Genomic DNA, 26,502 nt, shown 5'->3' with positions numbered 1-26,502 from the left:
GCTAGGGTTAATGCGTGGGTCAGATTGAGATGGAAAAACCGGGGGCTAGTGGGTCACTTCTGGGTGGAAATCAACAGCGAGGCCCCAGAACACGCAATGCACCCATGCGCCCGCTGCGGTACAGCCACAGCACCAGCAGGAAACCAGCCAGAAAGAAGCGCAGGCTGGCCGCTGCCAGCGGAGGCATGGCTTGCGCGACGATGCGTCCCCAGGGCCAGGAGGCGCCCCACAGGGCAGCCATGCCGATCAATCCCAAATGGGTGGAAGTTCGTGATGTGTTCATGAGACGTTACTATCTGATAATCAGTATTCATCGTCGAATGAGTAAAAGCTCATGACATTCACGCAACTCGAAGTCTTTGCAGCGCTCGCCCGAGTCGGCAGCTTCTCTCGCGCAGCGGGTGTGTTGGGTATTTCCCAGAGCGGCGTCAGCCATGCCATCAAGCAGTTGGAGACAGAGCTGGGCGTCTCGCTTTTCAAACGAGAAGGAGCAGCGACAACACTGACCGAAGTGGGCGCCAGGCTACTGAGCCGCGCCAATGACATCCTTCAGCAAAAAGAGGCATTGCAGCAGGAAGCCGATGCGGAGCATGGCATTGCCCGGGGCACCTTGCGCATCGCATCTTTTGGCGCCACCTCGTCGCTGCGCCTGCTGCCGAAGCTCCTGGCACGTTTTCAGCAGAAGCACCCCCTGGTCGAGGTGCACATTGAGGAAGCCATGGACGACACAGTCGTTCAGTGGCTGCTGGAGCGGCGCGTGGAACTGGGCTTTGTCGTCTTGCCCGACGAGCGCTTTGACACCCTGACCCTGGCCGAAGACGAGCTGGTGGCGGTGCTGCCTGCTGCGCACCCCCTTGCGTCCCAATCGGCCATCACTGCCATGAGCTTTCATGGACAGCCCTTTATCCGTACCAGCGCAGGCTCAGGCCCCCATATCGATGCTTTTTTGGCCAGCCAGGGCGCCTCACCCAGAACTCTGTTCAAGTTTGAGCAGCTCACCTCGATGATGGGCTTTGTAGCGCAAGGCGAGGCAGTCACCATTGCCGCACGCCTGGCTCTGCCCGAGCCCCCGGCAGGTGTTGTCTACCGCCCGCTAAAGCCCCGTTGTCGCCGGAAAATCGCGTTGGCCGCGCTGAGCTTTGACAAGCTCTCGCCCGCTGCTTTGGCTTTTGTCGAGCTGGCCCGGAAAAGCAGAGGCAGCCTGGCGATTGAGTGAACCTTGTCATCCGAAGCAAGTGGTCTCCCGAATGCCTGGAGCCAAAGGTAGTCTGCAAAGGCCATGCAAGGCAGATTGCCATCTTCGATAAGGCAGCCAGTCATGGCCGAGCGATGAATGCAAGGTTCATTGCATGACTGGATATCGGCCAAGCAGTCTTCGCCGTCATGGCAGGCTCAAGTCCATGCCGAGCATATTGGCAAGGCCGAAGGTGAACAGCAGCACACACAACAGCGCCAGCATGAAGGCGGCAGCCACTTTGCCGCCCGTGCGCAGCAGCGCGCGCCTGTCCATCCCCTTCTTGCCTTGGTCGTAATGCCACTTGATGGCGAAGAACATGCATGCGCCGAAGATGAGAACCTTGAACGTAACAAAGATTACAGGGACCCAATCGATCATTTTGAAAATTTCCAGCCTATGACTTGACACTGTCTACCGTGAGGAACACCGCCCCCCTAGGGAGAGAGGCGAAAACGTCGGCGATTGCCATACAAGAATGGGGTCGCCACACGCTCTGAGGCATATTACTTAAAAGCAATTTCCATACATTGAGACAAAATGTCTGCGTATGAAAACCATACAAGATGACAGTTTGCCAGTTTGGCTGCCGCGATTGGCCGTGCATGGCGGGCCGCGCTTCTTGCAGATTGCTGATGCCTTGCAGGCGGCAATGGCAGACGGTTCGCTGAAACCGGGTGATCGTCTGCCCCCGCAGCGCCAGTTGGCAGCACAGCTGAACCTCGACCTGACAACGGTCACGCGCGCATACGACGAAGCCAGACGCCGCCATCTGCTCGAAGGCCGCGGCGCGCGAGGCACCTATGTCGCGGCACCGAGAATTGAACTGACTTCGGTCCTCGACCTAAGCATGAACACTCCTCCCCCACCCGCTGGCGTGGACTTCGACGACCTGCTGAAACAAGGCCTTTCTCAGGTAATGATGGGGGCAGACACCGCATTGCTGATGACTTACCACCTGGGCGGAGGAAGCGACTCCGACCGCAAGGCAGGAGCCAGATGGCTGGAGCCGATGTTTGGAGCTCTGGATTCAGCACAGGTTGTTGTCTGTCCGGGCGCTCAAGCTGCAATTGCCGCATTGATCCTGGCGCTGACGAAGCCTGGCGATGTGATACTGACAGAGCCGGCAAGTTATCCGGGCCTGCGTACTGCTGCGACCCAGTTCGGCCGGCGCATCGTTGCGGTGGAAGCGGACCAGCATGGGATGGTGCCCGAGATGCTGGAGCAAGCCTGCCATCAGCACCAGCCTGGGCTGCTCTACCTCAACCCTACATTGCAGAACCCGACCGCCATCACCATTCCGGAGCGCCGGCGCAAGGAGCTCGCCAACATCGCCAAGCGCTGCAATGTACGCATCGTCGAGGATGATCCCTACTGGCTGCTTGCCGATGCACCGCCGCCACCTATTGCCACGTTTGCCCCTGAACAGGTGTCCTACATCTCGACCCTGTCGAAATGCCTGACGCCCGGCTTGCGTGTCGCCTTCGTGCTCATACGTGACCCGCATGAACGCGAACGCTTCCTGGTCGCGCTCAGGTCATTTGCGCTGATGGTCGCTCCTCTGACGGCCGCACTGGCCACACAGTGGATTCTCGACGGTTCGGCTGCTGCTTTGATGGAAGGCGTACGCAAGGAGGCGCGTCTGCGCCACTGGATGGCCAGGGATATTCTTGCGGGGAGGTACAGCGGCACTGGAGACGGCCTGCATGTATGGCTCGAGTTGCCAGGGTATTGGAACTCCTCACAGCTTGCGCGTGCGGCCGACAACGAGGGCATCGCCGTCACACCTGCGGAGGCATTCGCAACCAGCGCCACCGGCAGCGGCTCCGTCAATGCCATTCGCATCTCGCTGGGCAGCATCAAGGACCGTGGACGCTTGCAGACGGGCCTTCAAAAGCTGTCGCATCTGCTTGCACGAAGGCCAGAGCCGTTCAGCGCTGCGGTGGTTTAAGTGCCCAGGAAAGACGGTGCACCATTCAGGAGCACCCTCAATGCGGTCGCATCCAGGCCGGCTCAACCATCGACTGCGCCGGCTTTTTTCGCAAAGGGCTCATACGGCCGCGACATATGGTCGTTCTAGGTTGAGCGGATGGACTGCAGCTTTCCGTTTGTAACAAGCACTCTGGCATCTCTGGCAATCCGGTGCTGCCGACATTGCCCTATTACGCCATCATCACAAGGCCGGCCAGCCTTGATCAGACTGAGAAGGAGAGCCATGCACGACAGGCGCTGCATGTGATGAGTTCGCGATTCTGCACACTTGCTTTGCAAGTACACGCCGCCGGCTTCGCCCGACCCGCGTTGACGGAAATCCCTCATTGCCACAGGTTTCTTGCCGCCGCATTGTTGTGCCCTCCGCAAACTACCCCAGAGGTGCCCCATGGCTGAACCATCGACTCCCGACAAGCAACCGCAACCCGATCCGGCCGAACTCAATGCGTTCTTCCCCTCCCCCTACTCGCTCAGCCAGTTCACGTCGCCCAAGTCCGACCTGAGCGGCGCCGACTACGCGAAAACCTATCAAGGCAGCAAGAAGATCCTGATGATCGGCGCAGACGAGCGCTACCTGCTGACCGATAACGGCAGCTTTTTCTCCACCGGCAACCACCCGGTCGAGACGCTTCTGCCCATGTACCACCTGGACAAGGCGGGATTCGCGTTCGATGTGGCAACGGTGTCGGGAAATCCCGTCAAGTTCGAGTTCTGGGCAATGCCTTCCGAAGACGAGACGGTCAAGGGCTTCTTCAACAAGTACCACTCGCAATTCAAGGAGCCGCTGCGCCTGTCGACGGTGCTTGAGCAAGGTCTGGAGCAGTACGCCGCCATCTTCGTCCCCGGCGGGCATGGCGCGCTGATCGGCATCCCCGACAGCTGTGACGTAGGTGCGGTGCTGGAATGGGCTGCGGCCAACAACCGGTTCGTCATCTCCCTGTGCCACGGACCTGCTGCCTTCCTTGCGGTTGGCGACAGCGACATCTACCGAGGCTACAAGATCTGCGCCTTCCCCGACGCACTTGATGCGCAGACCCCGGCCATCGGCTACATGCCGGGTCACCTGACCTGGAAGTTCGGCGAAAGGCTCAAGGCCCTGGGTTTCGAGATTGTCAACGACGGCATCTCGGGTGCCGTGCACCGGGACCGCCAGCTGATCACCGGCGACAGCCCTCTGGCTGGCAATGCGCTTGGCAAACTCGCGGCCGAAACCTTGCTCAAGGAAGTCACGGCCTGAGATGAGCACTGCAATCGCGCAGGCGGCATTGCACGGAGCCCTCGCCATCGAGGGCGCCCGCAGCCTTGCCGCAATCCAGGATACGGTGCGTGCTGTCGGCGCGCCGCTGGGGTACGACCGTTTTGTGCTGTTCTCGGCTTCCAGCGCTCGGGACGATGCGGTGGAGCGCATCTACTGGATCGAAGGCGACTGGTTCGGCACGGGCGCGCCTGTCGATGCTGAAACCTACGTGCGGCACTGCCCGGTGACGCGCCATATCCTGGAGACGAACCAGCCCTTCTTCTGGACCAAGACCAACGGCGCTCAGGGCGAGCGTTACAGCGTCGTCCGCGCGCCGCAGGGCCCGGGTATCCACGGTCTGCAAGTGCCTGTATTCGGCCTCCTGGGGCTGGAAGGCGCGATGAGCCTGGGCGGCGAGCGCATCGATGCCTCGCCGCAGGCCCGGCTGGCGCTGGAGCTGATCGCCCAAACCGCATTCCGCACGGCGCGCAGGCTGCTGGAGCTGCCCGCGCAAGAGGAGCTCGGCCCCTTGTCCGATCGCGAACGTGAGGTGCTCGCATGGACGGCCGCCGGCCGGCGGCAGACGGAGATTGCCGCAACCCTCGGCCTGTCCGAACGCACTGTGGAAAACCACCTGCGCCGCATCCGCAAGCGCCTGGGCGTTGCCACGACGGCGCAGGCCATTCGCGTGGCGATCCGCAACGGAGAGATCGTCGCCTGACTATCCATGTCGGCTCACATCTCAAGTATCCCTTTGGAGCATGTAAACGGGGGGCAGGAACCGGCCACAGGAGCTCTTCAAGACACAGCCCTGCCGGCTTCTGCTCCCGGTCCAGATCTATGCTGAAGTGGGTAGCGCTTTAATGGAGCGCAGAATATTGCGTGTGATGCTTTGCCGTTTGGCAAGGTCGGCAAGTCTGTTGGGCGTGTCCATGTTCAAGGCGAAGAAGACGGGGCCGCTGGGCCACTCTACCCAGCCCACCCACCAGCCGATTTTTCCGGTCCAGCCCGTTTTTGCACGCAGTATCCAGTCAGGTCCTGCTTCATTGACCATCACGTCCTTCACAAGCCGCTGGTGCTCGACCTGGAAAGGCAGTTGATTGCGGTAAAGCCGTTGCAAGAAAGCAATCTGCTCGAAAGACGAGATGGCGAGGTCGCCCTCAACCCAGAATGGCTTGTCGCCAGTGGCGACCGCATTGCCATACCCAATCTTTCGCATATAGGCGGTCTCACGTGCATCGCCGAGTTCCTTGGCGAAGCGCTCATACACCCAGACGGTGGAGTTCCTCATCGCGGAGCGCAGATTCTGGTCCACGTTCCAGGCCTCCACAGGTCGTTTCACGCCATCCCATTGAATAAGCTGAAATTCATCACGCAGCAGCCCTGCATCAAGCGCAAACAGGCTGTGCGGAATCTTGAAGGTAGAGGCTGGCGAGTAACGCCGAGCGGAACGCGACACGTCGTAGACGTGGGTAGTTTCAGAGTTATCGCGTGCATCGAGAACAACGATGCTGCCTTGCGCATCGGCTTCTGTGAAAAACCGAGACCACTCGGCCATTTCTTGAGGCTGGGGGCCTGCCGCCGTCACTTGAGCAAACCCTGCGGCCAGGGCGGATAAGACCAGACTACGTCGATTCATGCGGCTAGTTTAAGGGTCAAACGAACCCGTCCTGAGTTGACAGGGACAGGAGCGGTGACACCTTGCCGTGATGGGCAGCGTCTCTTGCGGGCCGGACAGCGGCAGCCGCAATCGCTTGAATCCACAGCCAGAGGCTGTCTTTCGAGCAACCAGATCGGGCATAGCGAGCACTCCGGGAGTACGGACTGCCGCCTGAGTTGTCAATCGGCGCTCGCTGGCCCTTTAAGTTCAAGCTGATTGCCGTCCGGGTCTTTGCAGTAAATGGACAGGCCCATGCCGTCAGCGCCAAAGCGCCGCACCGCCCCATCCGCCTCAAGACCATGGCCAGCCAAATGGGCGAGGATGGCTTGCTCATCAAAAGGCTCGATACGCAGGCAGAAATGATCGACATTTCTGCGCTCGCTTGAGGCCGCGGCTCCGCCAGCACGGCCTAAAGGGCCCTCAACATCCACCAGATCAATCATGGATGCACCAGCTCGCAGATGAACCATACCCAGATCCTCGCGACGCTTCACCAAGGCACAGCCCAGGACCGCTTGGTAAAAGCGGATGCTGCGCTCCAGGTCGGTGACGCGCAACACGATGTGATCAATGTGCTGAATACTGAATTTGCTCATGGCGATCTCCTGCTCCAGACATGCACACTCCTAATCGTATGCACTTGGTGTGATGAAACCCCAGACGTTCGGCGAGCGTCAGGGACATTCTTCTTGATCGGAAGGCCTGTGCTTGCTTGATCTTGTCAAGCAGTTACGGCATGGGGCCGCGATGTCCACCCAAGGGCTCGCATTGAGCATTCCGGCGTGAGGCGCTGATGTCCATTTCCTTTCGAGAAGCGTTCAGCGCACTGGCGCCGCTCCAGTGGGCCAATCACTATTTTTGTGCTCAAGCCAAGCCCACGCCGGAGGTGGCGGGGATCGCAGCGGCGGCAGGCCTGGCTGCTCCCGCTCCCTGGATCAGGAACACCCCGCCAAGAATCAGGAGCACACCCAGCACACGCATGACATTGATGGGCTTGGGCTCCAGTCCCATGACACCGAAGTGATCGATCAATACCGCCACGACCATCTGTCCTGCGACCACGGCAACCAGAAATCCGCCGGCACCCAGTTTGGGTATCAGGGCTGCAGCACTGGCGACGTAAACAGCCCCCAGGACACCGCCGATCCACAACCACCAGGGACCGTGAAACGCATTGCTGAAATTCGGCATGGAGGCTTTGACCAGAATCAGCATGGGCACCATCACGGCCAGGCTGATCACCAGCGATGTGGCAGCCCCCCAGAAAGGGTGACCCAGAGCACGGCCTGCGTTGGCATTTGCAGCGGCCTGAAAAGGCAGGATGGCCCCCGCCAGCAAGGCCATGCCCAGTGAGGCGACCGTCATCAATGCCATCTTGCTGTTCATATCTGCCACTCCTTCAAATGTCTAAGCAATGTCTGAATGGTCTTGCATACGGATTAATTATGGAAATCGTTTATATGCACGTGTACTATTCTTCGCATGGATGATTTGCGCCGTATCGACCTCAATCTGCTGCTGGCACTTCACGCGTTGCTGACCGAGAAGCACGTGACCAGGGCTGCCATGCGCCTGCACAAGAGCCAACCGGCAGTGAGTCATTCGCTAGCTCAGCTGCGCGAGCATTTCAATGACCCATTGCTGGTGCGCAAGCAGGGGAAGCTGGAGCTGACGGCCCGAGGCAATGGGCTGCTGCAACCACTCTCGGAGGCTTTGGGCAGCCTCAATACTCTGCTGGGAACACCTCAGTTCGATCCACTGCAGGCACAACGACGATTCAGGCTGTCACTGTCCGACTATGCGGCTCGTCTGGTACTTCCGGACCTGATGCGATATGTCCGCAAACATGCGCCCGGCTTTGACTTCGCCATCAGTCAGGCCAGCCGGGATGCCATGCTGGTACAGCTAGCCGATGGTGAACTGGATCTGGCTCTGGGGATCTTTCCCGATCTTGCACAAGACATCCAGGTCGAAACACTGTTCGAAGAGGATTTCATCTGTCTCGCAGACAAGGCCGTCAGTCCGGAAAAAGGAGGACTGTCGCTGGAGGAATGGCTGACGCGCCCTCATGTCATGCTGGCATTGAGGCCGGATGCGAACGACGAGATCGAGCGCGCACTCGCCGCCAAGGGACTCAAAAGGAGGATTGCGGTGGCCTTGCCACACTGGAGCGCTGCGGTTGAATTGCTGCCAGGTACCGATCTGGTTCTGACGATTGCCCGTCGTGCTGTCGGACCGCTGCGCTCATTCAAGAATCTGCGGCAGTTTGCGCCTCCACGCCAATTGCAACTGCCGAAAATGGCATACCAACAGGCCTGGCATGCGCGAAAGCACAATGATCCTGCGCTGGCCTGGCTCAGGCTTGCTGTGATGAACAGCTGCAAACCGAATGCTGGCCAGCAGTGAGTTGCCACAAGTCGCGACTTTTGCGGTAATTTTTCTTCAGTCTCCAGGACTCTGCCGATGACTGCGCATGTAACGATGAACGCCAAACAATTTGTTGAAAACTGGGTCAAGCTCAAATCAGAACTTCTTTTGTCTTTCATGAATGCTCATGAGGAGTCGGAGGTCGCAGCGCGGATCGAAGCTCTGGAGCTCACGCCCAAGCAGCACGAGCAACTTCGAGCGATTCTGGATTCGGTGCTGGGAGACACCATGTATACCTTGCTGCTGGGACTTGATGGCGCCGCGAGCCTTGGAGGTGAGCAACAAACGTATACGCTTCATGATGAGAGCGGCAATCTCATCTCTGATTGCGGTGAGCTGGAAGCAGCTGCATGGGAAGCCTTTCACGGGCAGGATCAGGCACCTGAGGGCGATTGACAAACCATGCCCAGCAGCTGGTCTGCGTCGTTTGCAGTCCTGAATTCATTGGTGAAGTAGGCGTAACTACGCGCTCTTGCTGCTTGCATCTCTTCATTGCGCTCGACTATGCTGGTTACATTGAGTCACGCAGCGCTAGGAGGGAACTTTGCCAAGCATTGAAGTTTTTGAAAAGCTCACTGGTCGCAAATTTTCGGATGCAGAGCTCTTGCATACAAAGGTGCTCGCTTTCCCCGAAGAGGGGAAAAGGAGAGTTGTCTATGGACTGCTGGCCGAGGCTATCGACATTGACTACTCTCAAAAGTCACTTTCTGAGCTTGGCGAGCAAATAAGGCTGGCCCTGTCCCATATTGAGCGCCTTGCACCCAGAGCCTTCGTTGGTCAGAACATTCGCCTGTACGAGGGCGGCAACCACCTGGACATCATCAATGATGGGGTTGGGAGCATGGGCTGGTTGATTGTGGAAGACCACCTGACCTGATTGGACCTCAACGCCCCGAAATTCAGAAGCGCAGCAATCCCTTGTCCCGGCTTCTGATGCCTGTTGGCTGTCTGCGCAAACATCGCCGTGCTATCCGCTGCGCCGGTCTGGAGGCCGTTGCTTGCGAAAGAAGTTTTTAACTTAGCGCATCCAACTGATCTGAACTGGCTGAATCAGAAAGGCTCCCTTAGGAGCCTCCTTGCTTAGACAGAAGAGCTGTTTAATCCACAGCGACCATTACCGACGACGCTTTAATGACGGCATATGCGTTGTCGCCCTCTTTCAACCCCAGGGACTGGGCCGACGTCGAGGTGATAGAGGACGTGACTCTCACACCAGGGGCAACTTCCAGTGTCAATTCCGTGCTGACTGGGCCCGTGACAATCGAGATAACCTTGCCTTGCAAGACATTGCGAGCACTGATTTTCATAGTATCTGTATCTGAAGAAATGACGACGGACAAGAGCATATATTCAGCGACTCGATGGCAGTAGAAGCTCTGCCATATAGAGGTCCTATCAGCCGCTGTATGACTGCAAGGGGCCGAGCAGCGACAGCCGCAATCGGTTGTCGGCTGCGGACATTCGCCAGCCTTTGTGAGTCAAATGCTCCTCAACAATTACCGCTACATGCGCGATAGTCGATACAGACGATGCCCAAGCGGCAGATACACGTATTGTCCTGACTGGTTCAAATCATGACTTCCAAACGGAGCCAGTAATGACACTTCAGGACATCTCGGACAAGGTAGAAATCAACGAACTCCTGGCACGGTACTGTCATGCCTTAGACGAAAAGGACTGGCACTCGTTTCAAGCGATATTTCTTCCTGATGCGATTTTGGACTTCACCGCTTTTGGTGGACCCAAAGGCTCTCCTGCCGAGCTGCAAGAGTTTTTTGTACCAATCCTTGGCAGCCTGGCCTCGACACAGCACACAGTCTCTACCGTCAAAATTGATCTGGCAGGAAATAGCGCCACCGCCCGATCTGCGGCCATCGTCCCCATGACGGGCAAGACACCTGAAGGCAAAGAAACCACTTTTGTGAGCGGCCTTTGGTATGAAGACAGCCTTGAGCGCACAAAGGATGGCTGGAAGATCAAATCACGAAAGCAAGTTCGCAGTTGGGCCGCAAATATGGCCTGATCCACACGGTCTGAGGCATCGGTGTCTATGCGATGGGAATCGAACCGATCAGGCCGGGGTTTACGGGGGGTGCAGCGGGGCTATCTCCCTCTGAGCGACATCACTTCAATCCCCGTCGCACCCCCAAACTCCCCAGAAAATTCCCCTGGCATTTCGATGTTCGCAGCCACACCAACTATTATTTTTTCGATGCGGTCCCCGAGAAAACCTAAGTACGACCCAGAGTAGTCCTTAATTTCAGTGATTCTGCTACTCTAAAGCAGTCAAACTTCTCCGACAATTGGAGACCACTCTGAAGAATATGGTTAGGTCGAAGACGCGCTTCCCAATAAATCTTTCAAGCTCTCGAAAGCACTTTGAAATTTCAATAATTGGGGAGGAAATTTTTTCTGACGAAGCTTGGGTAGGTTTGTTGTGATCTGAATCATTCCTCCGACTGAAACTCCCTTACTCATTACTTCAGGAACGGCGACGATAGGAAGCAAGAAATAAACATATGGCGATTTATCGAGGAAATCCACAGCATATCTGTGATCCTTCTCGCCGATAAGAAGCAGAAAGTCATAGTCCTTCCCCTTATCAAGCCATCCAAGTGGCTTACCCCAGTTCCAGCGCTTTGTGGGTGATCTCTTGTTAGGTTGATTGAGCTTGCTGTACTTGATTTCCACCTTAATACCAGTTTCAGTGATGAAGTCGTGAGAAGCCGTGTACGAAGTTGCTGCCCCATTAAAATTTTTAATAATCAGAAGCTCGCCGCGCATGCCTTGAGAGATTGCTGGATGTGCCCGCAAAAAATCAAGTTCACGTCTCAAACGCTCATTCTCCTCTTCGAGTTTAGAGATTCTTATCTGATATTTAGCTTGGTTTTTCAGCATCGACGCCTCCCTCACTAGGATCTAACAGTAAGATTGCAACGATGGCTCATGCCTAACTCTTATGTGTTATTCATCAGGGAAGTAGATCAAAAACTCCGCTGCCAGGTTATACACTTCAGCACGAGTACCCTCAAAAAGAAAGCAACGTTCCCGCCAAGGGGGAATTCCTCCTTGTGGATTTGGAAAGACAACCTTTGAAATTCGCTTCCAACGAACCAAAGTCACTGGCTTCTGATTTCCAATTATGCCAATAGCATAAATATTGGCCTTACCAGTGTCTTCATCAAGTTTCCCCAAAAATATACCGTCGCCTTTTTTCATTCGACGAGCGATGCAGTCTTCGGGGTCGTACTTAGAGCTGTAAAGTCCAGTCATCGGGCAGATGAGCGTTCCATAAGTAAGCATGTAATCGAGGTCTGCTGTCGACGCAAAACTCATCCGCCAGTACTTTGTAGGTTGCGTCATGGTAGTGGTGGCGAGGCCTAATGGGGGATATGCAAGTTGTGGGCGATTCCTCCGTAACATTTGAGCACAGCGCTACGTTGAGCAGCGATCAGTGTTGAGCCTAATTGTGGGACGAATCTAGCGCACCATGTGGCGGGCAAAAGCTGCTTTCCTCGTAGAGTTGAGGTTTGATGGCAGCCCCTCACCAATATCCGCGTCTGCCCGATCTGCGACTGTCGCCTCCCCTCAGAGAATCCAATCAGAAGCCAGTCACTCAACAACCTAGAATCGCTCAATTTTGACTACCTTACGCCCCCATGCATCTATTGCACTTAGGCTCGCTGGTTACACAAGCTATAGTGAACTCGCTGACGGCCTCGATCCAGCAACCATGCGGCGAGCAACGCAGAAGGAGGCCAGCACCCTGGATCTGTATACGTTTCAATGCTAGGGATGAGCGCCACTCATGCCTAACGTTAGGAGCCAGTAGTAATGAGCCTTACTGCGACCGAATTCCTTGCTTTTGCCAAAATCGCGCAACACGATCATTGGGAGACGCAATCAAACGCGAAGACCTTTTGGTTCGTCGTCTCGAACAAAGGTATAACCATTACGACGTCCAAAGGTACTAGCCGGACAGTAGGAAACTCAGAGATAGTCAAGTTCTGCGCCGCCTATGGCTCAGGTCGCGCGAATGAACTCGCCCGCGCAGGAAAGCTCTTCAACAAATCATACTTAAGCGCCATCGCTTCAAAGTTCGACCTTGGGCGAACAGACTTTCGATTCCCGGAGGAAGTTCAGACTGATAGTCTGAAAGAAGGCTCAGTTCAGACTGTGACGGTAAATGCCTTCGAAAGAAACCCGGAAGCACGTCGACGTTGCATCGAGGTGCATGGAACATCATGTGCCGTCTGCAACTTTAACTTTGGGAAGGTATATGGGGATTTCGCTCGTGACTTCATCCATGTTCACCACCTGCACCCACTGGCAGTCCAGCGAGCTGAACACAAAGTCGATCCAGTCCATGACCTCCGTCCTGTTTGTCCAAATTGTCATGCAGTCATCCATATGCGCAACGGCTGCCTCTCAATTGAAGAAGTAAAGGCAATGCTCCAAGCTGACTCTAATCCCTAACTGCTCTGAACTGCGACACTTGGTGGCTTCACGGCCTCTGAGCCCCATCAATCGATAAGCATGTACAGCAATCAGCCCATAAGCGACATGCCTATCCAACTGATCGCGTCCCCAATTACTTGCCACTGGCAGATTGCAGCGCTGTTTATCCAAACAACAGCCATGGGGATAGATTCAACTCACAGCCCCCCATATTGCCGCTGACACCGCCTTGCGTTAGCCTGCTGGCTCCACTATTGCTCAGGAGCCTGCCATGTCCCGTCGTTTGGTTCTTTCTGCCAGCACCGCCCTTGCGGCTGCCGCACTGATTGTGGGTTGCGGCGCCATGGGGGCGTCGGGCGGCAACCCCATGAGCTTCTTCATCACCAGCACCAACCCCGGCAAGGGCGGCGACCTGGGCGGGCTGGCCGGGGCTGATCGCTACTGCCAGTCGCTGGCCGCAAGCGTGGGCGCAGGCAACAAAACCTGGCGCGCCTATCTGAGCAACGCTGCCCTGAATGGCCAACCGGCCGTCAATGCGCGCGATCGCATTGGCAACGGCCCGTGGCGCAACGCCAAGGGCGTGGTCATTGCCACCAGCGTGGCCGACCTGCACAGCGCCAATGCCAAGGTCGGCAAGGACACCTCGCTGACTGAAAAGGGCGAAATCGTCTCGGGCTTTGGCGATGAGGTCAACCGCCACGACATCCTGACCGGCTCGCGCCCTGACGGCACGCTGGCCGTGCCCGAGCCCGGCAAGGACACCACCTGCGGCAACTGGACCAAGAGCGACGGCGGATCCGCCATCGTGGGCCACCACGACCACAAGGGCACCAACCCCGACCCTGTAGCCAATGCCTCGTGGAACTCGTCGCACGGCACGCGCGGCTGCAGCGTCGAGCAGTTGCAGCAGAGCGGCAGCGCCGGGCTGATGTACTGCTTTGCGAGCAACTGATCGACGTGACAGGGCGGGCATCGGCCCGCCCAATTCTTAGCAAGTCTTAGGCCTCGACTGTTATTGCTCCTGCTTCAGCCTCACCTGCACCGCATCGGACTGAAGTGCCGCCTTCAACTCGCGATAGCGCTGCAGCACCAAAGTCACAAAATCGTTTTCATGGCGGTCTACAGACAGCCAAGGGTGCAGCGCTGTCGCACCAGTTTGCTTGGCATCAGGCGTAAACAATGGGTCATCAGTGAGATACACCCAAAACGGCCACATCTCCTCAACGTCATCTGAGGCAGGCAATTGAGGTGCTGCTTGTATCAGTGCCTCCCCCAAGCCTTTTGCGGCTTCCTTGTCAAAGCTCGGGATATGCAGGCCCCAGTAAAAATTCTCCTCATCAGCAAAGCCAAAATACCACTCGAAGCGCAAAGTAACGTCTGGGCTACTTGTGAAAGGCAAAGCGAAATACGCCTTTCTTTTATGAGGAGATTCTGTGTTGATGCCCCATTGGGGCTTAACCCCTTCTTCAACGAAACGCTTATTGAGTTGTTCTTTCAACAGCTCTAACCGACTCGATTGCCACTGCAGCAGGGTATCGCGCAGCAATAGCGCTTGCGCTAAAGCCTGAGGGCTATTGTTGAAGGCTTGAGCAACATGTGCCAACTCTTTCTCGTCTACATAACCCATCGTTTCCTCCTCCAGCATGTCAATAAAGTCCTCTACAAACCAGCGCACTTTGGATGCCTGAATCTTCGGTACGCATTGCCTAAGCATCTGGAGCATCTGTGACCAAGAAACACATACCAAATGCCCCTGTTTGGTCAACTCTGTACGCTCAGCAAGCGATATGCTTTGCACGCCAGGTGCCCCGCGCCCCAAGTACACCAATAGCCAAGGCCTTCCCTTTGCCAACTGAGACAAGTGCTTTGCGTAGTCGGCTAATTGGCCTTCCTCATCTACGGATGAATACCAAGGCTTGTTTTCAATCGCCAACATGCCGTTTGGCGCTTGCAAGTGAACGCACAAATCGATGTATCTGCGCTTATCCAACGAGCTAGTGGAATGCTCTGTTTCCACATTGCCGACAACGCTTTGACGAAGCCAAGCACTGTTCGGCCGTGGCATATCTACAGCCTCGCCGTCGTCTGCCCTAAGGTCTTGCTCTGCTGCAGCCGCTTTATCATCTTCACCGTCAACAGACAGCAAATGTTGCTTGCCCTGGGCATCGAGCACCAGGTCTACCCACGCATCCCAAAACAAACTGCCTTGGCCATGTGTTTCGTTGGGATCCAGTAACAGTGCAAGGTGACGCGACACATCCACTTCATGACTACGGTACACGCTAAAGGGCGAAAAATCGGGTGCCAACTGTGCAGCCATGAGTTGTTGGGCTTGCTGCCAGCCAGCCTGCCGGGCTTGCAGATTGCCCAGCAGGGCTTTCAAAGCATCCACACCTGGCAGAGTTGATAAGTGATGGGTTGGTGTCGCGCTCACGTATGCCTCCCTCAGACAAACAGCATGCGTTTGTGCTGCTGCCTTTGACTATTTGAATAGCTAACTGCGCCTGATTTTCTTGACTTTCAGGCAGATAACAACCTGAAACTCAACAAATGCTGGCGCCTACAGCTATGAATTTTAGAACAACGTCAGATCGCTCTATTCTCTAGCGAGCAGTTTCAATCTCAATGCCTTGTCTTATTTATATGGCAGGCGCCCCCACCTATTCCGACATCGTGCCGCAGGAAGGACAGACGCTGGAAATATGGGGTGTCATCTCCAGCTGCATCAAACGCTTTGCAAGATGTAATTTGCCCTGATGGCTCGCGCGGCTGCAGCGTTGAGCAGTTGCAGCAGAGCGGCAGTGCCGGGCTGATGTACTGCTTTGCGACCAACTGACCGATGTGACAGGGCGGGCATCGGCCCGCCCAAGTTCAAGCAGGGCTTGCTTGCCCTGCTTGAACAAGACCATGAAGATCAACAGGCTCCCGGCACACCGATATCGCTGCCCAACTTGATCGCAAGCAAGCGCCGTCCCTGAGCGCCCCTGACGATTCAGTGCTCACAGCCACCCTACTCTGCCTGGTCATTGAATCGGCGCTCAGCTAGGCCAAGGTCTGCAATCGACAAGCCGGCATCTGATGAGGTGGTGCTCGGTCCACTATTCATGCAGTGATCTTGCTCATATAATTAGCCACCATATTATATTTTGGCTAACTAATGAAGCTTGAACAGAAGTACCAGGCGCTAATTGAAGAAGCACAACGACGCAAACTGCCCGATGTGGATGGCATCCAGCTGTGCTTTCAAGTGCTGTCGATGGCTGCAAACATCGATCGCGACTGCGCTGCTTTGCTGGCCCCTCATGGTTTGTCTGAGGGGCGCTTTGTGTTGTTGTTCCTTCTCGATGTGGCGCCTGACGGACTCGCACCCAACGCGCTGGCCGAGCAGGCTGGCGTGACCCGCGCCACGGTGACCGGCCTCTTAGACGGACTGGAGCGCGAAGGCCTGATTGAACGTCACGCCAACGCCGAAGACCGCCGCGCACTTTGCATTCGACTGACCTCAAAAGGAAAACAACTAGCCGGTACCGTTATCGACCAGCATGGTCGGTGGATTGCAGGCTTGTTTGGCAACCTGTCTGTAGATGAGCGAAAGCAGCTGGCAGCGTTGCTGGAGAAAGTACGAGGCCCTGAATCGGACGTTGAATCATGAGGGATCAAGTCCGCAAGGGTGCGACGCGCACCGCCGACATTCCTCGGGACGTTCTGCATGCGCTATCGCGCGGGGAGTTGCAATGCGCGACGCTGGCTGAATGCCTGGCAGTCGACCAGGCCGTACTGGCACGAACAATCTTTCCGGCGCTTACGGCTCAAGCACTGAGCACGATCGATGAAGCCTGCCAACTGGGCGTGCTCAAACGCATGGCCCGTATCGGTGCAGTCTTGCTGGATGCCCTGGGTACTGAGGGCATCGCACAATGCCAAACGCACCGCGCCGATATGGCACGAGGCTGGGCGTGTTTCATGATCGGTGCCCGGCCTAACCTGGATCTCGGTGTACGGCTGGCCGCAATGCACCCGCTGGCAGATGATGCCCATTTTGGTGTGCGTGAATGGGCTTGGATGGCGATGCGACCGCACCTGGTGCAAGACCTGGCTGCGGCTATCGCTCAGCTGATGCCATGGACACAAGATCCTTCCGAACGCGTCCGACGATTCGCGTGCGAGGTCTTGCGTCCCCGCGGTGTGTGGAGCACGCATATCTCACAGCTCAAACGCTCGCCCGAGCAAGCACTGCCTTTGCTCTCAGCTTTGAAGAGCGACCCTTCGGTCTACGTGCAGGACTCGGTCGCCAACTGGCTCAATGATGCCGCCAAGGACCAGCCAGCCTGGGTGCGTGACATCTGTGCCCAATGGCTTCAAAGCACCCAAGCCGCCGCCACACATCGTATATGTCAACGCGCACTGCGCAATCTCAAGTGAAAGTGGAACCATGTCTCATTACCTCGTAGAGCTCTACACCCCCAATTCGGCCTGGCTCGCACTGTCCGCCGAACAAAGGCAACATTTTCTTGGCGGCATCGGACTCGCATTGAATCAACTCTCCAGCCTCGGTGTCGAAGTCCTCTCCCTGGCAGAAACGGACTCCAGCATTGACCAGGGAACCGCGCATACATTCCTTGGTATTTGGCGCTTTCCTGACCAGGCCGCTCGTGACGCTCTGCTGGCGGGCATCAAAGCCAGCGGCTGGTACGATTATTTTGACCATGTGAATGCAGCCAGCACTCAAGGGGCGGCGGATATTCACTTGGCTGCTCTAGCCGCCGCGTAGCGCAGTCTTTCGGACAATGCCGCTGTGCTCTGGTAATACATGCGGCTAGTCATTTTCTAGTCCCCGTTAATGCCCACTAATGCCCGCTGATGCCCATTAATGCCTGCTAATGGCCGCCCGCCACAGTCACCACTGCGGGCTGGCCAGCTTTCGGCACAGCACATGCAACTCAGCATAGGTCCCCGGCTCCGAACAGAACCGGGTGCAGGATCGAGTGGAAAGCATGCGACATCAACGTGGATTCATGACACCGGAGTCGCATCAACCGCTACACTGTACATATGCACAGTCATCGTCTCATGAGTGGTATGCCCGTCCAACTGATCGCGTCCCCGGTTACTTTGCCGCTGGCTGACCGCAGCGCACGCGCAGGCTCGCCCGCGAATGACTTTGCAGGCAAGCGGCTGGATATTACAGACCTGCTGGTCACGCACCCCAAAGCCACGTTCCTGCTACGCGTGACCGGCCCGTCCATGCAGGAACACGGCATCGATGACGGCGATATCGTCGTGGTGGACAGGGAGCTGCGCGCTCGCGATGGGAGCATCGTCGTGGCAGTTGTCGATCGCGAACTCGTCATCAGAGCGCTGGACAGCGATGGCGACACCTGCAAGCTCAGGGCAGGCGCCCCCACCTACCCCGACATCATGCCGCCAGAAGGACAGACGCTGGAAATCTGGGGTGTCGTCACCAGTTGCATCAAGCGCTTTGCAAGATGAATACATGCGCGCGCCAGCCCAACGCAGGCGGCCGTTGAAATCTGATTAGCACCAAAAAAGCGCCCACTCACGAAGAAAGGCAATGTAGCTCTCTACATTGCCTTTTTCTTTGGTTTATTACAGTGACCCAACATCGCACTGCGGGCCGGGGTTAATGCATCAGTAACTAATTTTTACAGATAATGCTCCGCATGCATTTTCTGCCTGCCTTGACTGCCGCAGCATTTTTGCTGCCAGCCACCGCTATGAATCAAGCCATAGCGCAGCCTATTTATCGCTGCGGCAATTCCTATTCTCAAGAAGCATGCAAAGGCGGCAAACTGGTGGAAGACAAAACCACCACCTTGCACAGCGGCCACTCAGGCAGCACCGTTTATCTGTGCAAAGGCCATGGCGGCGGGCTTTTCTGGTCCAGTTCGCAATGCGGCCAGCACAACGCTTTTCTCGAGCGCACGGAAACCGTGCCCTCCGGCCTGCCCTGGGATCAAAAAGTAGCCCAGGCCGAAGCCCAATGGCGCAAAACCCAGCGCAATACTGCAGCCCCTGCGGTTGTCTATCAGACCCGCCCTGCCCAGCCTGCCGAACCCGGCAAAAAACAAGTCTGTGACGCGCTGGAAGAACGTGTCAAAGCGTTGGATAGCATGGGACGTGCGGGCAGCCAGTATTACGACCTGGATTGGGTTCGTAGGGAGCGCAAGATCGCGAGAGATGAGCAGTTCCGACTAAGGTGTTAATTATTTTTCTACTTGGAGGAGATAGATATGAAAATCAAATCTGTAACAATAAATAGATTTAGAGGGTACAGTTCACCCGTATCAATCGACTTCGATAATCTTTTAGTTTTCGTTGGAAAAAATGATATAGGGAAATCTACAATCCTTGAAGCGCTAGATATTTTCTTTAATGAAGGAAAAGGGTGCGTAAAAATAGACAAAGATGACATAAATAAAAAATGCCTTTCAGAAGGCAACTCTGATATTGAAATATCAGTTGAATTCACAAATCTTCCGGCACAAATATATATTGATGCAACTAACCCTACAACACTGAAGGATGAATATCTTTTATCAAAAAATGGAACACTTAAGGTTCTAAAACGTTACCCTAATGCAGGAAAAGAGAAGGTCTTTATAGAGGCACTGCACCCGACCAATACTGCATGTAAAGACCTGCTTTTCAAGAAAATCTCAGAACTACAAAAGATAGTTGACACTCAAGAATTTGCCTGCGCAGACAAGACAAAGAATGCTGAGCTAAGAAAGGCCATTTGGGGTGCACAGAGTGACCTAGAGCTAAAATCCTGCGAAATTGAAATCGCAAAGATTGAATCCAAAGATCTGTGGGATAAGTTAAAGGCATATATGCCGCTTTTCACTTTATTCCAATCTGATCGAAAAAATAGTGATGGCGATGGTGAAATTCAAGACCCTATGAAGCTTGCTGTCAGAGAAATTCTAAGCGACAAATCTATAAGAGATGATTTTGAAAGAATTTCCAATCTAGTCAAGCAGCGATTAGAGGACGTGGCGGAAAGAACTCGCGAAAAATTGAGCGAAATGAATCCAACTATCGCTTCAACACTAGACCCTCAATTACCCGACTCTCAAGATTTAAAGTGGACTGATGTCTTCAAAAGTGTTTCCATTACCGCAGATGAAGGAATACCTATAAATAAGCGAGGCAGTGGCGTTAAGAGATTGATATTAATTAGTTTCTTCCGAGCAGAAGCAGAAAGACGTCATCAAGAATCAAAGCTTCCCAGCATTATTTATGCTATTGAAGAACCGGAGACGGCACAACACCCCGATCATCAAAGAGCACTTCTCGATGCTTTAGTAAAACTATCAAAAACCGGCAATACTCAAGTAATACTAACAACTCATAGTCCAGAGATTGTAAAACAATTAAGGTTTGAAGACCTATTGATAATATCTGACCAACAAGATAACAGAATACAAAAAATAAGGGAGCATGAGCTGCCATATCCGAGCCTCAATGAAGTGAACTTCTCTACCTTCGGTGAAGCCAGTCAAGAGTATCACAATGAACTTTACGGACACATTGAGGCTATTGGAAAACTACAAGATTATAAAATTGGTAAACAGCAAATTCCTTATATAAAGATATATAAAGGCAACCCACAAAACACAACCACTACTTTAACTGAGTACATACGCCATCAAATCCATCATCCAGAAAATACTTTAAACGTGAGGTTTAATAGTGATCAACTTTCCGAATCAATTGAGCATATGCGCAACTTCATTCAGGCAAACCGATGATCACGCTACTCAATCACTAAACGTTGCTATACGCACCTTCCTCTTGTCAGGGCCTCGCAAGAGGTGGAGCGTAAGAGCTCCTAAGATCGCGCGGAAGAAACGCATCCGAACTGGCGGCTTTTTTGTGCCCGGACATTGCACGCCTGCACTCTTGCAGACGCTTGATTTATGGCCGGGAGGGCGACGAATACAAGACCCGCAAGGGGAAGAAGTCCGCAGGGCAATACCGACGCGTCGCAGCACAGCCGCTATCTGCTGAACCTGAACTATGACAGCCAGGGCCGCCCTACCCAGCCCCATGCCCAGCCGATTGCCCTGGCCATACAAAAGCCCCTGGCAGGGGCTTTTGTTCAGTCCTCTGGCTTGGAGGGCCAGAACATCTCTCGCACTTCGGGTGCGTAGTACGGCAAGGCAAGCACTGCGCCAAATAGTGCAAAGCCCAAGGCCGATGTCGCGTTCCCCAAGCCGGACAGCACAATCGGCGGGCTGAAACAGGCGACGACTACGGTCGCAGCAGAAGACCACAGGGTAAACCGAGGCGCCCATGCTCTGAACCGCAGCAGCCCGTAAAAAGCAATGAGGCCGAGCACCACGAGCACCGAGAGCGCCAGCAAGAAAATCCAGTCCGTGGGGCCGACTTCCGACTGCATCAAAAGGCTCTGGGAAAGATCGGTCAGCTCATGGGGCACCAGATCGAAGCCATATTCCGCCAGCATTCCGAATAACGGGATGCCCAGCGAAGCAATCACCAATGCACGATACGTCGATTTGCCCATACCCTCTCCAAGTTGCTATGGGTGAATCGTACTACCGCCCTTCCCGCCCTTCCCGCACCAATCCGCTGGTAGCGATCTGCACCGCGGACGCGGCAGCCCCGTGTGGCACCGACGAGGCGCTGGCAAGCACCTCAGACTACGCAAAACCTGCGCAGTTAAACGGACCGCTGCCCGTCCGCCAGCCGGCGCAGCAGCTGGAGCTGTTCGCTCTGGATGGTGATGAGCTCACTCCACTGCGTTTTCTGCAGCTCGTCGATTTTTTGGTGCAGCAGCATGATTTCCAGCTCGGCCTTGAGGTTGACTTCGTAGTCGTGCTCTCCGCGAATGCGGTCCTTGTCTGCCTGGCGGTTCTGCGACATGAGAATGATGGGCGCCTGTATGGCCGCCAGCATGGACAGAAACAGGTTCAGCAGAATGTAGGGATACGGGTCGAACGTGGAGCCGCGCGCCCAAAGCAGAAAGGCGTTGAGGCCCACCCAGACCAGCATGGTTGCGCAAAACAGCGCCACAAAGGCCCAGGAGCCGCCAAAGGTGGCGACGGCATCGGCTGCGCGCTGGCCGAAGGTGGGCGGTGTCTGATCTAGCTCCTGGTCCACATTGCGTGAAATGTGCTTGCGCCGGGCAATGTGCTGGGCGACCTTGAGCGCTCTGGCGTCCAAGGTATCTGCGGAGGCACCAAACAGCCTCTTCGCAACGGTATCCGTATTGAGCATGGGACTTCCTTGTCATCCGAAAGATGAGGACATTGTCAGCATGCTATCCAAGCCTGGAGCTTGCCTTGCGTCCTGTCGCGCCGCCGCCACCGTCATGCGGCAACAAGCACAAGCGGGGGAATGCTTGAATATTGACGCCAGGTGTTGCAATGGCTGCCTTCGAGTGTGAGTATGGGCAGGCAATCGTTCGGATTGCGTAGCTACCGCTGATGCCCAAGGAGGCTGAAAATGTTCAAGCACATTCTGATTCCGACAGACGGCTCGAAACTCTCCGAAGCCGCGCTGCGCGCGGGCATGCAGTTGGCCAAGGAGCAAGGCTCCGAGGTGACGGTGCTTTATGTGATGCCGGACTATTCGGCCTTGATGTATAGCGGCGAGGGGATGGTGGCCTACAACCCCAGCGAGATGCGCCGGGACGCCGAACTAACGGCCGACACAGTGCTAAAGGCGGTGCAGGACATTGCCAAGGCCGAGGGAGTGGATTGCAAGTTGGAGCGGACGATGAACTTTTCGGTGCACCAGGCCATCATCCAACAGGCCAAGGACAGCCACTGCGACCTGATCTGCATGGCGTCCCACGGTCGCAAGGGCCTTGCCGGCATTTTGCTGGGCAGCGAAACCCAGCGCGTGCTGGTGAACAGCGGCATTCCGGTGCTGGTGCATAGGCCTGTGGTCAAAGAGGTCCGAGCCGATTCCCGCTGAATTTCAGGCCTTTTCTTGCCCATCAAAAAAACCGCTTGAATACCTACTTCTGGGTGTTGCATCAGCCGCCCCGGAGTGTGAGTATGGGTTTGGCAATCGTTCGGATTGCGTGGCAACCCCACAGGCGCTGGCGCGCAAGGAGGCTGAAAATGTTCATGCACATTCTGATTCCTACGGACGGCTCGAAACTCTCCGAAGCCGCGCTGCGCGCGGGCATGCAGCTGGCCAAGGAGCAAGACTCCCAGGTGACGGTGCTGTATGTGATGCCGGACTATGCCGCCTTGATGTACAGCGGCGAGGCGATGATGACCTACAACACCAGCGACCTCAACAAGGACGCCGAGAGAACGGCCGACAGGGTGCTGCAGGAGGTGCAGGACATTGCCAGGGCCGAGGGGGTGTATTGCAAGACTGCGCGAGCCATGAACGCCTCGGTGCACAAGGCCATCATCCGGCAGGCCGAGGAAAGCCACTGCGACCTGATCTGCATGGCATCGCACGGCCGCAAGGGCATTGCCGGCATTTTGCTGGGCAGCGAAACCCAGCGCGTGCTGGTGAACAGCCACATTCCGGTGCTGGTGCACAGGCCTGTGGTCAAAGAATGAGACTGCTCACCGCCAGCGGATAGCTGCGATCAAGCCGCCCAAGCCTGCGGCGGTGATGCCCAATGCGGCCAGCACATAGGCCACGGCAATGCGGCGGGCATGGCAGTCTGCGGCGGCGGCATTCAATGGTGTGGTGACGGTCACTTTGGAAAGCATCATCAGCGCTCCGATCCTTGGGCTTTCAAGGGTTGGGAACGAAAGCCTCAGTCGGTCTGAACGCCTGGGGCTTTCGCCTTTTCTGCGGGCTTGGTCAGTGGGTCGCCAGCAGTTGCCTGTCCACCTGCACCTGCCCTATCAAGGCATTGACCTGGGCATCTCGGCGCTCGACCAGGCTGACCAGCACTCCAACCACGCCCGCGCTTGAAGCAGCAAGGGCTGGCACCACTCCCAAGCCATGTTGCAGTACGAGTTGGGCACTTGTGCGGGCATTCAAATGGAGCGCCATCGTGCAAGCGTCAGGCAGGAAGGCGCACGAAAAGGTCTTGGTAAAAATAAGATTTTTCTTATTTTTTCGCATAGCCATTGATTACATACTTCACGCAGCTTTGACTGGATTTTTAATCTCCTCGGATATTCACTGATAGGATGCCAAATGCCAAATGCCAAATGCCAAATGCCAAATGCCAAATGCCAAATGCGCCGAATAATGTTGTGTTGGCTGGTGGTGGTGGCCTTGATGGGAATCTCGTCTCAGGCAGAGGCACAGTCGCGGTGTACTGTAACTGGTGGGGGGCTCCAAACGTTGACGTTCGATGGCCCGGGAGAGATCATGGTGCCTCGTGATGTACCGAATGAGACTCTGGTCTTTACTGACATTAAGCCACTCTCCAAAGACATCCGCTTCACCTGCAACAACAGTTCAACTCCGTTTGGGATGCTCGCCGCTCCTGCGCGAGGACCGACTCCAGTAGATTCGTCTTACTTTCCTACCGGCACACCTGGACTGTCGTTTCGAATAAAGACGCGAACCGGGGGCATCATACCTCCTCGGATAGCGCAGGAGGCCGGTCAATGGATGCTGGTCGGCAACATGACACTGGAACTTCTCAAGACTTCGGCATTTGATCCCAGCGGCCAGATTAAAGCAGGCGAGATCGGAACCCTAAAGATTGGACCCGATATCCTCGTCACATTTAGACTGGCTCAACCCATAAACTTTATCGCGGGCTCCTGCGAGAGTCCGGACGTGAACGTTCCCATGGGGGATGACTATATTTCGTCCGATTTTGATGGACCAGGTACTCGCACCATACCGGTCTCCTTCAACCTGAATCTAAACCGATGCCCACCTGGAATGGGCAAGGTCAATTACACCTTTGTTGCGTTGACAAAGGTCATTGACGCCAGTCAGGGAATCGTCGGGCTTAATAATGGATCAGGCGCCATTGGAGTCGGGCTTCAAATCAGAGACGGCAATGACGTACCTCTTGCTTTGGATACTCCCCATACATTCACAGGCTACGACTCCCGCCAAGGCGGTAGTTTTCAGATCCCGCTGAAGGCGAACTATTACCGATTAACAAACGAGCCTAGATACAAGCCTGGAACAGCAAATACAGAGCTGATATTCATCATGAGCTACTTGTAGGCTACCGGCTCCAAGATTTGAAGTCCTTCAGGGCTTGAGCCGGCGGCCGAGCTCCACCTGGGCGAAAAACGCGCTGGCCAGCTTCAATATCTCGCTGGGCCGGCGCAGTTCCTTGACCCGCGCTCCAGTTCCTTCCTGCGCTGAAGCTCGCCGGTCGTGGTGCCTTCGCGTACGCAGGCATCGACCTCGGCACGCTTGACCCATTCGTTCAAGGTCTGCGACACGCAGTCAATCCTGGAAGCGACGGATTCGATGCTTGCCCACAGTGATGGGCCCTCCCCCACGGGGCTCCTGCACCAGCCTCACCGCGCGCTCGCGAACCTCGGGGGAGAGCTTGTTCGAGCTCTTCATGGCTTTATCTTCCCAGGTGCTGAAGCCTCCTTGTTAGCTCGAACGCAGCAGCGTTGCCAGCCGTTGCTCGATCCACAAGGCCGTAGCGCCCAGCTCTGCACCTTGCAAATTGAGCATACGCACGGCTAACGGCGGAAGCTGCAGTTCCGCGCAGTCCAGTGCCACGATGCGGGGCTCAATATCGGGTGCTTGGGCAATATTGCGCGGCAGAATTCCCCAGCCTATGCCGTCGGCCAGCATGTCGGCAAGCACGTAGAAGCTCTCCGAGCGCCAGATGCTCGGACTGATCACGAGGTCTTCAACACCCTCGATGTGCATCACCAACTGCCGGTGAGAAGCCAGGTCCTCGCGCTTGATTCCATTGCACTTGGCCAGCTCGTGGTCGCGCGATACGAACACCATCTGAGGTACGCCAGCCACATAAGTTTGAGCAAACTGAGCGCCAGCCGGGCCTCGGTCAAACTGAAAGGCAAGCTCAGCTCGACCTGATTGCACCTGGCGTGCGACCTCTGCCGCCGTGCCATTGAGCAGGGTCAACTCCAAAGCCGGGAACTGGTGCGCCAGCTCCTGCAGCAGTCTGGCAATCGGCGGATAGGGCAAGGCTTCGTCGATAGCCACGCAAAGCTTGGCTGTCTGGCCATGCGACAGCTTGCGCGCGCGCAGGTCTAGCGCCTGGGCCTGATTGAGCAAGGCCCGTGCCTCCAGCAAGATGACTTCGCCAGCCTGCGTGAGTCGCACCGACCGGCCTACACGATGAAACAACTCCAGCCCGAGGTCCGCCTCCAGCAGTCCCATGGCCATGCTCACTGAAGATTGAGTTCGGCCCTGGCGCCGAGCGGCCTGGGTCATCGAGCCACAGTCCGCCACGGCGACGAATTGGCTCAAACGTTCTAGTGTCCATTCCATGGATCAATTTTACTGATTAATCTGAACTTTTCTAAAACAAAAAATTGATTGATCATTGGCAACATGGTCGCTTCAAGCGGC

At 55.8% G+C, this 26,502-nt stretch carries 33 protein-coding genes and 1 pseudogene; 19 read left to right on the top strand and 15 right to left on the bottom strand.

Annotated features, from left to right (window positions below; genetic code table 11):
• Window positions 1-70 precede the first annotated feature (70 nt).
• Window positions 71-283: an EamA family transporter gene (locus tag JAO85_RS19080; protein ID WP_370552210.1), complete on the bottom strand. Its 213-nt coding sequence runs from the start codon at window positions 281-283 to the stop codon at window positions 71-73.
• Between the two features lie 51 nt (window positions 284-334).
• Here JAO85_RS19080 and JAO85_RS19075 point away from each other — a divergent pair, with 51 nt between their 5' ends.
• Window positions 335-1,216, top strand: coding sequence for a LysR family transcriptional regulator (locus tag JAO85_RS19075; protein ID WP_202788750.1), 882 nt, complete (start codon window positions 335-337; stop codon window positions 1,214-1,216).
• Window positions 1,217-1,381: 165 nt separating this feature from the next.
• On the opposite strand, the gene JAO85_RS19070 is transcribed toward JAO85_RS19075, so the two are convergent.
• Window positions 1,382-1,615: a hypothetical protein gene (locus JAO85_RS19070; protein ID WP_034381030.1), complete on the bottom strand. Its 234-nt coding sequence runs from the start codon at window positions 1,613-1,615 to the stop codon at window positions 1,382-1,384.
• Window positions 1,616-1,784: 169 nt separating this feature from the next.
• Between JAO85_RS19070 and JAO85_RS19065 the strand changes: the two genes are divergently transcribed.
• The 3 genes from JAO85_RS19065 to JAO85_RS19055 all read left to right on the top strand — a co-directional run bounded on the left by JAO85_RS19065 (window position 1,785) and on the right by JAO85_RS19055 (window position 5,184).
• Window positions 1,785-3,185, top strand: coding sequence for a PLP-dependent aminotransferase family protein (locus tag JAO85_RS19065; RefSeq protein WP_177340828.1), 1,401 nt, complete (start codon window positions 1,785-1,787; stop codon window positions 3,183-3,185).
• A gap of 429 nt (window positions 3,186-3,614) precedes the next feature.
• Window positions 3,615-4,463: a glyoxalase III HchA gene (hchA, locus tag JAO85_RS19060; RefSeq protein WP_039048894.1), complete on the top strand. Its 849-nt coding sequence runs from the start codon at window positions 3,615-3,617 to the stop codon at window positions 4,461-4,463.
• Window position 4,464: 1 nt separating this feature from the next.
• Window positions 4,465-5,184 (top strand): PA1136 family autoinducer-binding transcriptional regulator, encoded by a 720-nt coding sequence (locus tag JAO85_RS19055; RefSeq protein ID WP_034354045.1) that lies wholly within the window; start codon window positions 4,465-4,467, stop codon window positions 5,182-5,184.
• Window positions 5,185-5,301: 117 nt separating this feature from the next.
• Here JAO85_RS19055 and blaOXA read toward each other — a convergent pair whose 3' ends face one another.
• From blaOXA to JAO85_RS19040, 3 genes are all read right to left on the bottom strand, one after another.
• Window positions 5,302-6,102: a class D beta-lactamase gene (gene blaOXA / locus JAO85_RS19050; RefSeq protein ID WP_255539059.1), complete on the bottom strand. Its 801-nt coding sequence runs from the start codon at window positions 6,100-6,102 to the stop codon at window positions 5,302-5,304.
• Window positions 6,103-6,302: 200 nt separating this feature from the next.
• Window positions 6,303-6,719 carry a VOC family protein gene (locus tag JAO85_RS19045; RefSeq protein ID WP_012838609.1) on the bottom strand — a complete coding sequence of 139 codons (417 nt, stop codon included), beginning with the start codon at window positions 6,717-6,719 and terminating at the stop codon, window positions 6,303-6,305.
• A gap of 268 nt (window positions 6,720-6,987) precedes the next feature.
• The gene (locus tag JAO85_RS19040; protein WP_202788749.1) at window positions 6,988-7,509 is read right to left on the bottom strand and encodes a DMT family transporter; all 522 of its coding nucleotides are present in this window, start codon (window positions 7,507-7,509) and stop codon (window positions 6,988-6,990) included.
• A gap of 96 nt (window positions 7,510-7,605) precedes the next feature.
• On the opposite strand from JAO85_RS19040, the gene JAO85_RS19035 reads away from it, so the two are divergent.
• The 3 genes from JAO85_RS19035 (at window position 7,606) to JAO85_RS19025 (ending at window position 9,427) form a co-directional block, all read left to right on the top strand.
• Window positions 7,606-8,529 carry a LysR family transcriptional regulator gene (locus JAO85_RS19035; RefSeq protein WP_202788748.1) on the top strand — a complete coding sequence of 308 codons (924 nt, stop codon included), beginning with the start codon at window positions 7,606-7,608 and terminating at the stop codon, window positions 8,527-8,529.
• A gap of 75 nt (window positions 8,530-8,604) precedes the next feature.
• Entirely contained in the window at window positions 8,605-8,946 is a 342-nt protein-coding gene (locus JAO85_RS19030; RefSeq protein ID WP_202788747.1) for a hypothetical protein, read from the top strand.
• A 148-nt stretch (window positions 8,947-9,094) separates the two neighbouring features.
• Window positions 9,095-9,427 (top strand): hypothetical protein, encoded by a 333-nt coding sequence (locus tag JAO85_RS19025; RefSeq protein ID WP_202788746.1) that lies wholly within the window; start codon window positions 9,095-9,097, stop codon window positions 9,425-9,427.
• A 220-nt stretch (window positions 9,428-9,647) separates the two neighbouring features.
• Here the strand turns inward: JAO85_RS19025 and JAO85_RS19020 are convergent, their stop codons facing one another.
• Window positions 9,648-9,857: a molybdopterin-binding protein gene (locus tag JAO85_RS19020; RefSeq protein WP_003062306.1), complete on the bottom strand. Its 210-nt coding sequence runs from the start codon at window positions 9,855-9,857 to the stop codon at window positions 9,648-9,650.
• A gap of 290 nt (window positions 9,858-10,147) precedes the next feature.
• On the opposite strand from JAO85_RS19020, the gene JAO85_RS19015 reads away from it, so the two are divergent.
• Window positions 10,148-10,573, top strand: a complete 426-nt coding sequence (locus JAO85_RS19015; protein ID WP_003062329.1) for a nuclear transport factor 2 family protein — start codon at window positions 10,148-10,150, stop codon at window positions 10,571-10,573.
• Between the two features lie 305 nt (window positions 10,574-10,878).
• Here the strand turns inward: JAO85_RS19015 and JAO85_RS19010 are convergent, their stop codons facing one another.
• Window positions 10,879-11,448, bottom strand: a complete 570-nt coding sequence (locus tag JAO85_RS19010) for a hypothetical protein (protein WP_202788745.1) — start codon at window positions 11,446-11,448, stop codon at window positions 10,879-10,881.
• 66 nt (window positions 11,449-11,514) lie between these two features.
• Window positions 11,515-11,853, bottom strand: a complete 339-nt coding sequence (locus JAO85_RS19005) for a hypothetical protein (protein WP_202788744.1) — start codon at window positions 11,851-11,853, stop codon at window positions 11,515-11,517.
• Between the two features lie 531 nt (window positions 11,854-12,384).
• Between JAO85_RS19005 and JAO85_RS19000 the strand changes: the two genes are divergently transcribed.
• Window positions 12,385-13,026 carry an HNH endonuclease gene (locus tag JAO85_RS19000; RefSeq protein WP_202788743.1) on the top strand — a complete coding sequence of 214 codons (642 nt, stop codon included), beginning with the start codon at window positions 12,385-12,387 and terminating at the stop codon, window positions 13,024-13,026.
• Window positions 13,027-13,279: 253 nt separating this feature from the next.
• Window positions 13,280-13,960: a hypothetical protein gene (locus JAO85_RS18995; protein ID WP_202788742.1), complete on the top strand. Its 681-nt coding sequence runs from the start codon at window positions 13,280-13,282 to the stop codon at window positions 13,958-13,960.
• A gap of 60 nt (window positions 13,961-14,020) precedes the next feature.
• Here the strand turns inward: JAO85_RS18995 and JAO85_RS18990 are convergent, their stop codons facing one another.
• Entirely contained in the window at window positions 14,021-15,442 is a 1,422-nt protein-coding gene (locus JAO85_RS18990; RefSeq protein ID WP_202788741.1) for a PD-(D/E)XK nuclease family protein, read from the bottom strand.
• 723 nt (window positions 15,443-16,165) lie between these two features.
• Between JAO85_RS18990 and JAO85_RS18985 the strand changes: the two genes are divergently transcribed.
• From JAO85_RS18985 to JAO85_RS18960, 6 genes are all read left to right on the top strand, one after another.
• Entirely contained in the window at window positions 16,166-16,660 is a 495-nt protein-coding gene (locus tag JAO85_RS18985) for a MarR family winged helix-turn-helix transcriptional regulator (RefSeq protein WP_046462351.1), read from the top strand.
• Window positions 16,657-17,430 (top strand): DNA alkylation repair protein, encoded by a 774-nt coding sequence (locus tag JAO85_RS18980; RefSeq protein ID WP_202788740.1) that lies wholly within the window; start codon window positions 16,657-16,659, stop codon window positions 17,428-17,430. The genes JAO85_RS18985 and JAO85_RS18980 overlap by 4 nt, the downstream gene beginning before the upstream one ends.
• 10 nt (window positions 17,431-17,440) lie before the next feature.
• Window positions 17,441-17,779 (top strand): DUF6616 family protein, encoded by a 339-nt coding sequence (locus JAO85_RS18975; protein WP_003062340.1) that lies wholly within the window; start codon window positions 17,441-17,443, stop codon window positions 17,777-17,779.
• Between the two features lie 308 nt (window positions 17,780-18,087).
• The gene (locus tag JAO85_RS18970; RefSeq protein ID WP_202788739.1) at window positions 18,088-18,498 is read left to right on the top strand and encodes a LexA family transcriptional regulator; all 411 of its coding nucleotides are present in this window, start codon (window positions 18,088-18,090) and stop codon (window positions 18,496-18,498) included.
• A gap of 191 nt (window positions 18,499-18,689) precedes the next feature.
• Window positions 18,690-19,232: a hypothetical protein gene (locus tag JAO85_RS18965; protein ID WP_237734910.1), complete on the top strand. Its 543-nt coding sequence runs from the start codon at window positions 18,690-18,692 to the stop codon at window positions 19,230-19,232.
• A gap of 27 nt (window positions 19,233-19,259) precedes the next feature.
• Window positions 19,260-20,780, top strand: coding sequence for an ATP-binding protein (locus JAO85_RS18960; RefSeq protein ID WP_202788737.1), 1,521 nt, complete (start codon window positions 19,260-19,262; stop codon window positions 20,778-20,780).
• A gap of 350 nt (window positions 20,781-21,130) precedes the next feature.
• Here the strand turns inward: JAO85_RS18960 and JAO85_RS18955 are convergent, their stop codons facing one another.
• Together JAO85_RS18955 and JAO85_RS18950 are read right to left on the bottom strand one after the other, a co-directional pair.
• The gene (locus tag JAO85_RS18955; RefSeq protein WP_012838624.1) at window positions 21,131-21,556 is read right to left on the bottom strand and encodes a hypothetical protein; all 426 of its coding nucleotides are present in this window, start codon (window positions 21,554-21,556) and stop codon (window positions 21,131-21,133) included.
• A gap of 155 nt (window positions 21,557-21,711) precedes the next feature.
• The gene (locus tag JAO85_RS18950; protein ID WP_039048911.1) at window positions 21,712-22,269 is read right to left on the bottom strand and encodes a DUF1003 domain-containing protein; all 558 of its coding nucleotides are present in this window, start codon (window positions 22,267-22,269) and stop codon (window positions 21,712-21,714) included.
• Between the two features lie 228 nt (window positions 22,270-22,497).
• On the opposite strand from JAO85_RS18950, the gene JAO85_RS18945 reads away from it, so the two are divergent.
• Window positions 22,498-22,971 (top strand): universal stress protein, encoded by a 474-nt coding sequence (locus tag JAO85_RS18945; RefSeq protein ID WP_202788736.1) that lies wholly within the window; start codon window positions 22,498-22,500, stop codon window positions 22,969-22,971.
• 149 nt (window positions 22,972-23,120) lie between these two features.
• A complete protein-coding gene (locus JAO85_RS18940; RefSeq protein WP_003062356.1) occupies window positions 23,121-23,576 on the top strand; it encodes a universal stress protein in 456 nt (151 codons plus the stop codon).
• A gap of 6 nt (window positions 23,577-23,582) precedes the next feature.
• Here the strand turns inward: JAO85_RS18940 and JAO85_RS18935 are convergent, their stop codons facing one another.
• Together JAO85_RS18935 and JAO85_RS25735 are read right to left on the bottom strand one after the other, a co-directional pair.
• Window positions 23,583-23,735, bottom strand: a complete 153-nt coding sequence (locus JAO85_RS18935) for a hypothetical protein (RefSeq protein WP_202788735.1) — start codon at window positions 23,733-23,735, stop codon at window positions 23,583-23,585.
• Between the two features lie 91 nt (window positions 23,736-23,826).
• On the bottom strand, window positions 23,827-23,958 hold the full coding sequence (locus tag JAO85_RS25735; RefSeq protein WP_255539055.1) for a hypothetical protein: 132 nt from the start codon (window positions 23,956-23,958) through the stop codon (window positions 23,827-23,829).
• A 387-nt stretch (window positions 23,959-24,345) separates the two neighbouring features.
• On the opposite strand from JAO85_RS25735, the gene JAO85_RS18930 reads away from it, so the two are divergent.
• Window positions 24,346-25,164, top strand: a complete 819-nt coding sequence (locus JAO85_RS18930) for a fimbrial protein (RefSeq protein ID WP_229227166.1) — start codon at window positions 24,346-24,348, stop codon at window positions 25,162-25,164.
• 19 nt (window positions 25,165-25,183) lie between these two features.
• Here JAO85_RS18930 and JAO85_RS18925 read toward each other — a convergent pair.
• Both JAO85_RS18925 and JAO85_RS18920 read right to left on the bottom strand, forming a co-directional pair.
• A pseudogene (locus JAO85_RS18925) lies at window positions 25,184-25,515 on the bottom strand (transposase); the annotation flags it as partial.
• Between the two features lie 33 nt (window positions 25,516-25,548).
• The gene (locus JAO85_RS18920) at window positions 25,549-26,421 is read right to left on the bottom strand and encodes a LysR family transcriptional regulator (protein ID WP_034354101.1); all 873 of its coding nucleotides are present in this window, start codon (window positions 26,419-26,421) and stop codon (window positions 25,549-25,551) included.
• Between the last annotated feature and the right edge of the window lie 81 nt (window positions 26,422-26,502).

This window comes from Comamonas sp. NyZ500 (assembly GCF_016772095.1).
GTDB lineage: Bacteria > Pseudomonadota > Gammaproteobacteria > Burkholderiales > Burkholderiaceae_C > Comamonas > Comamonas thiooxydans.
The sequence above is the reverse complement of the archived record's forward strand: the minus strand, read 5'-3'. Positions and strand labels throughout refer to the sequence as shown.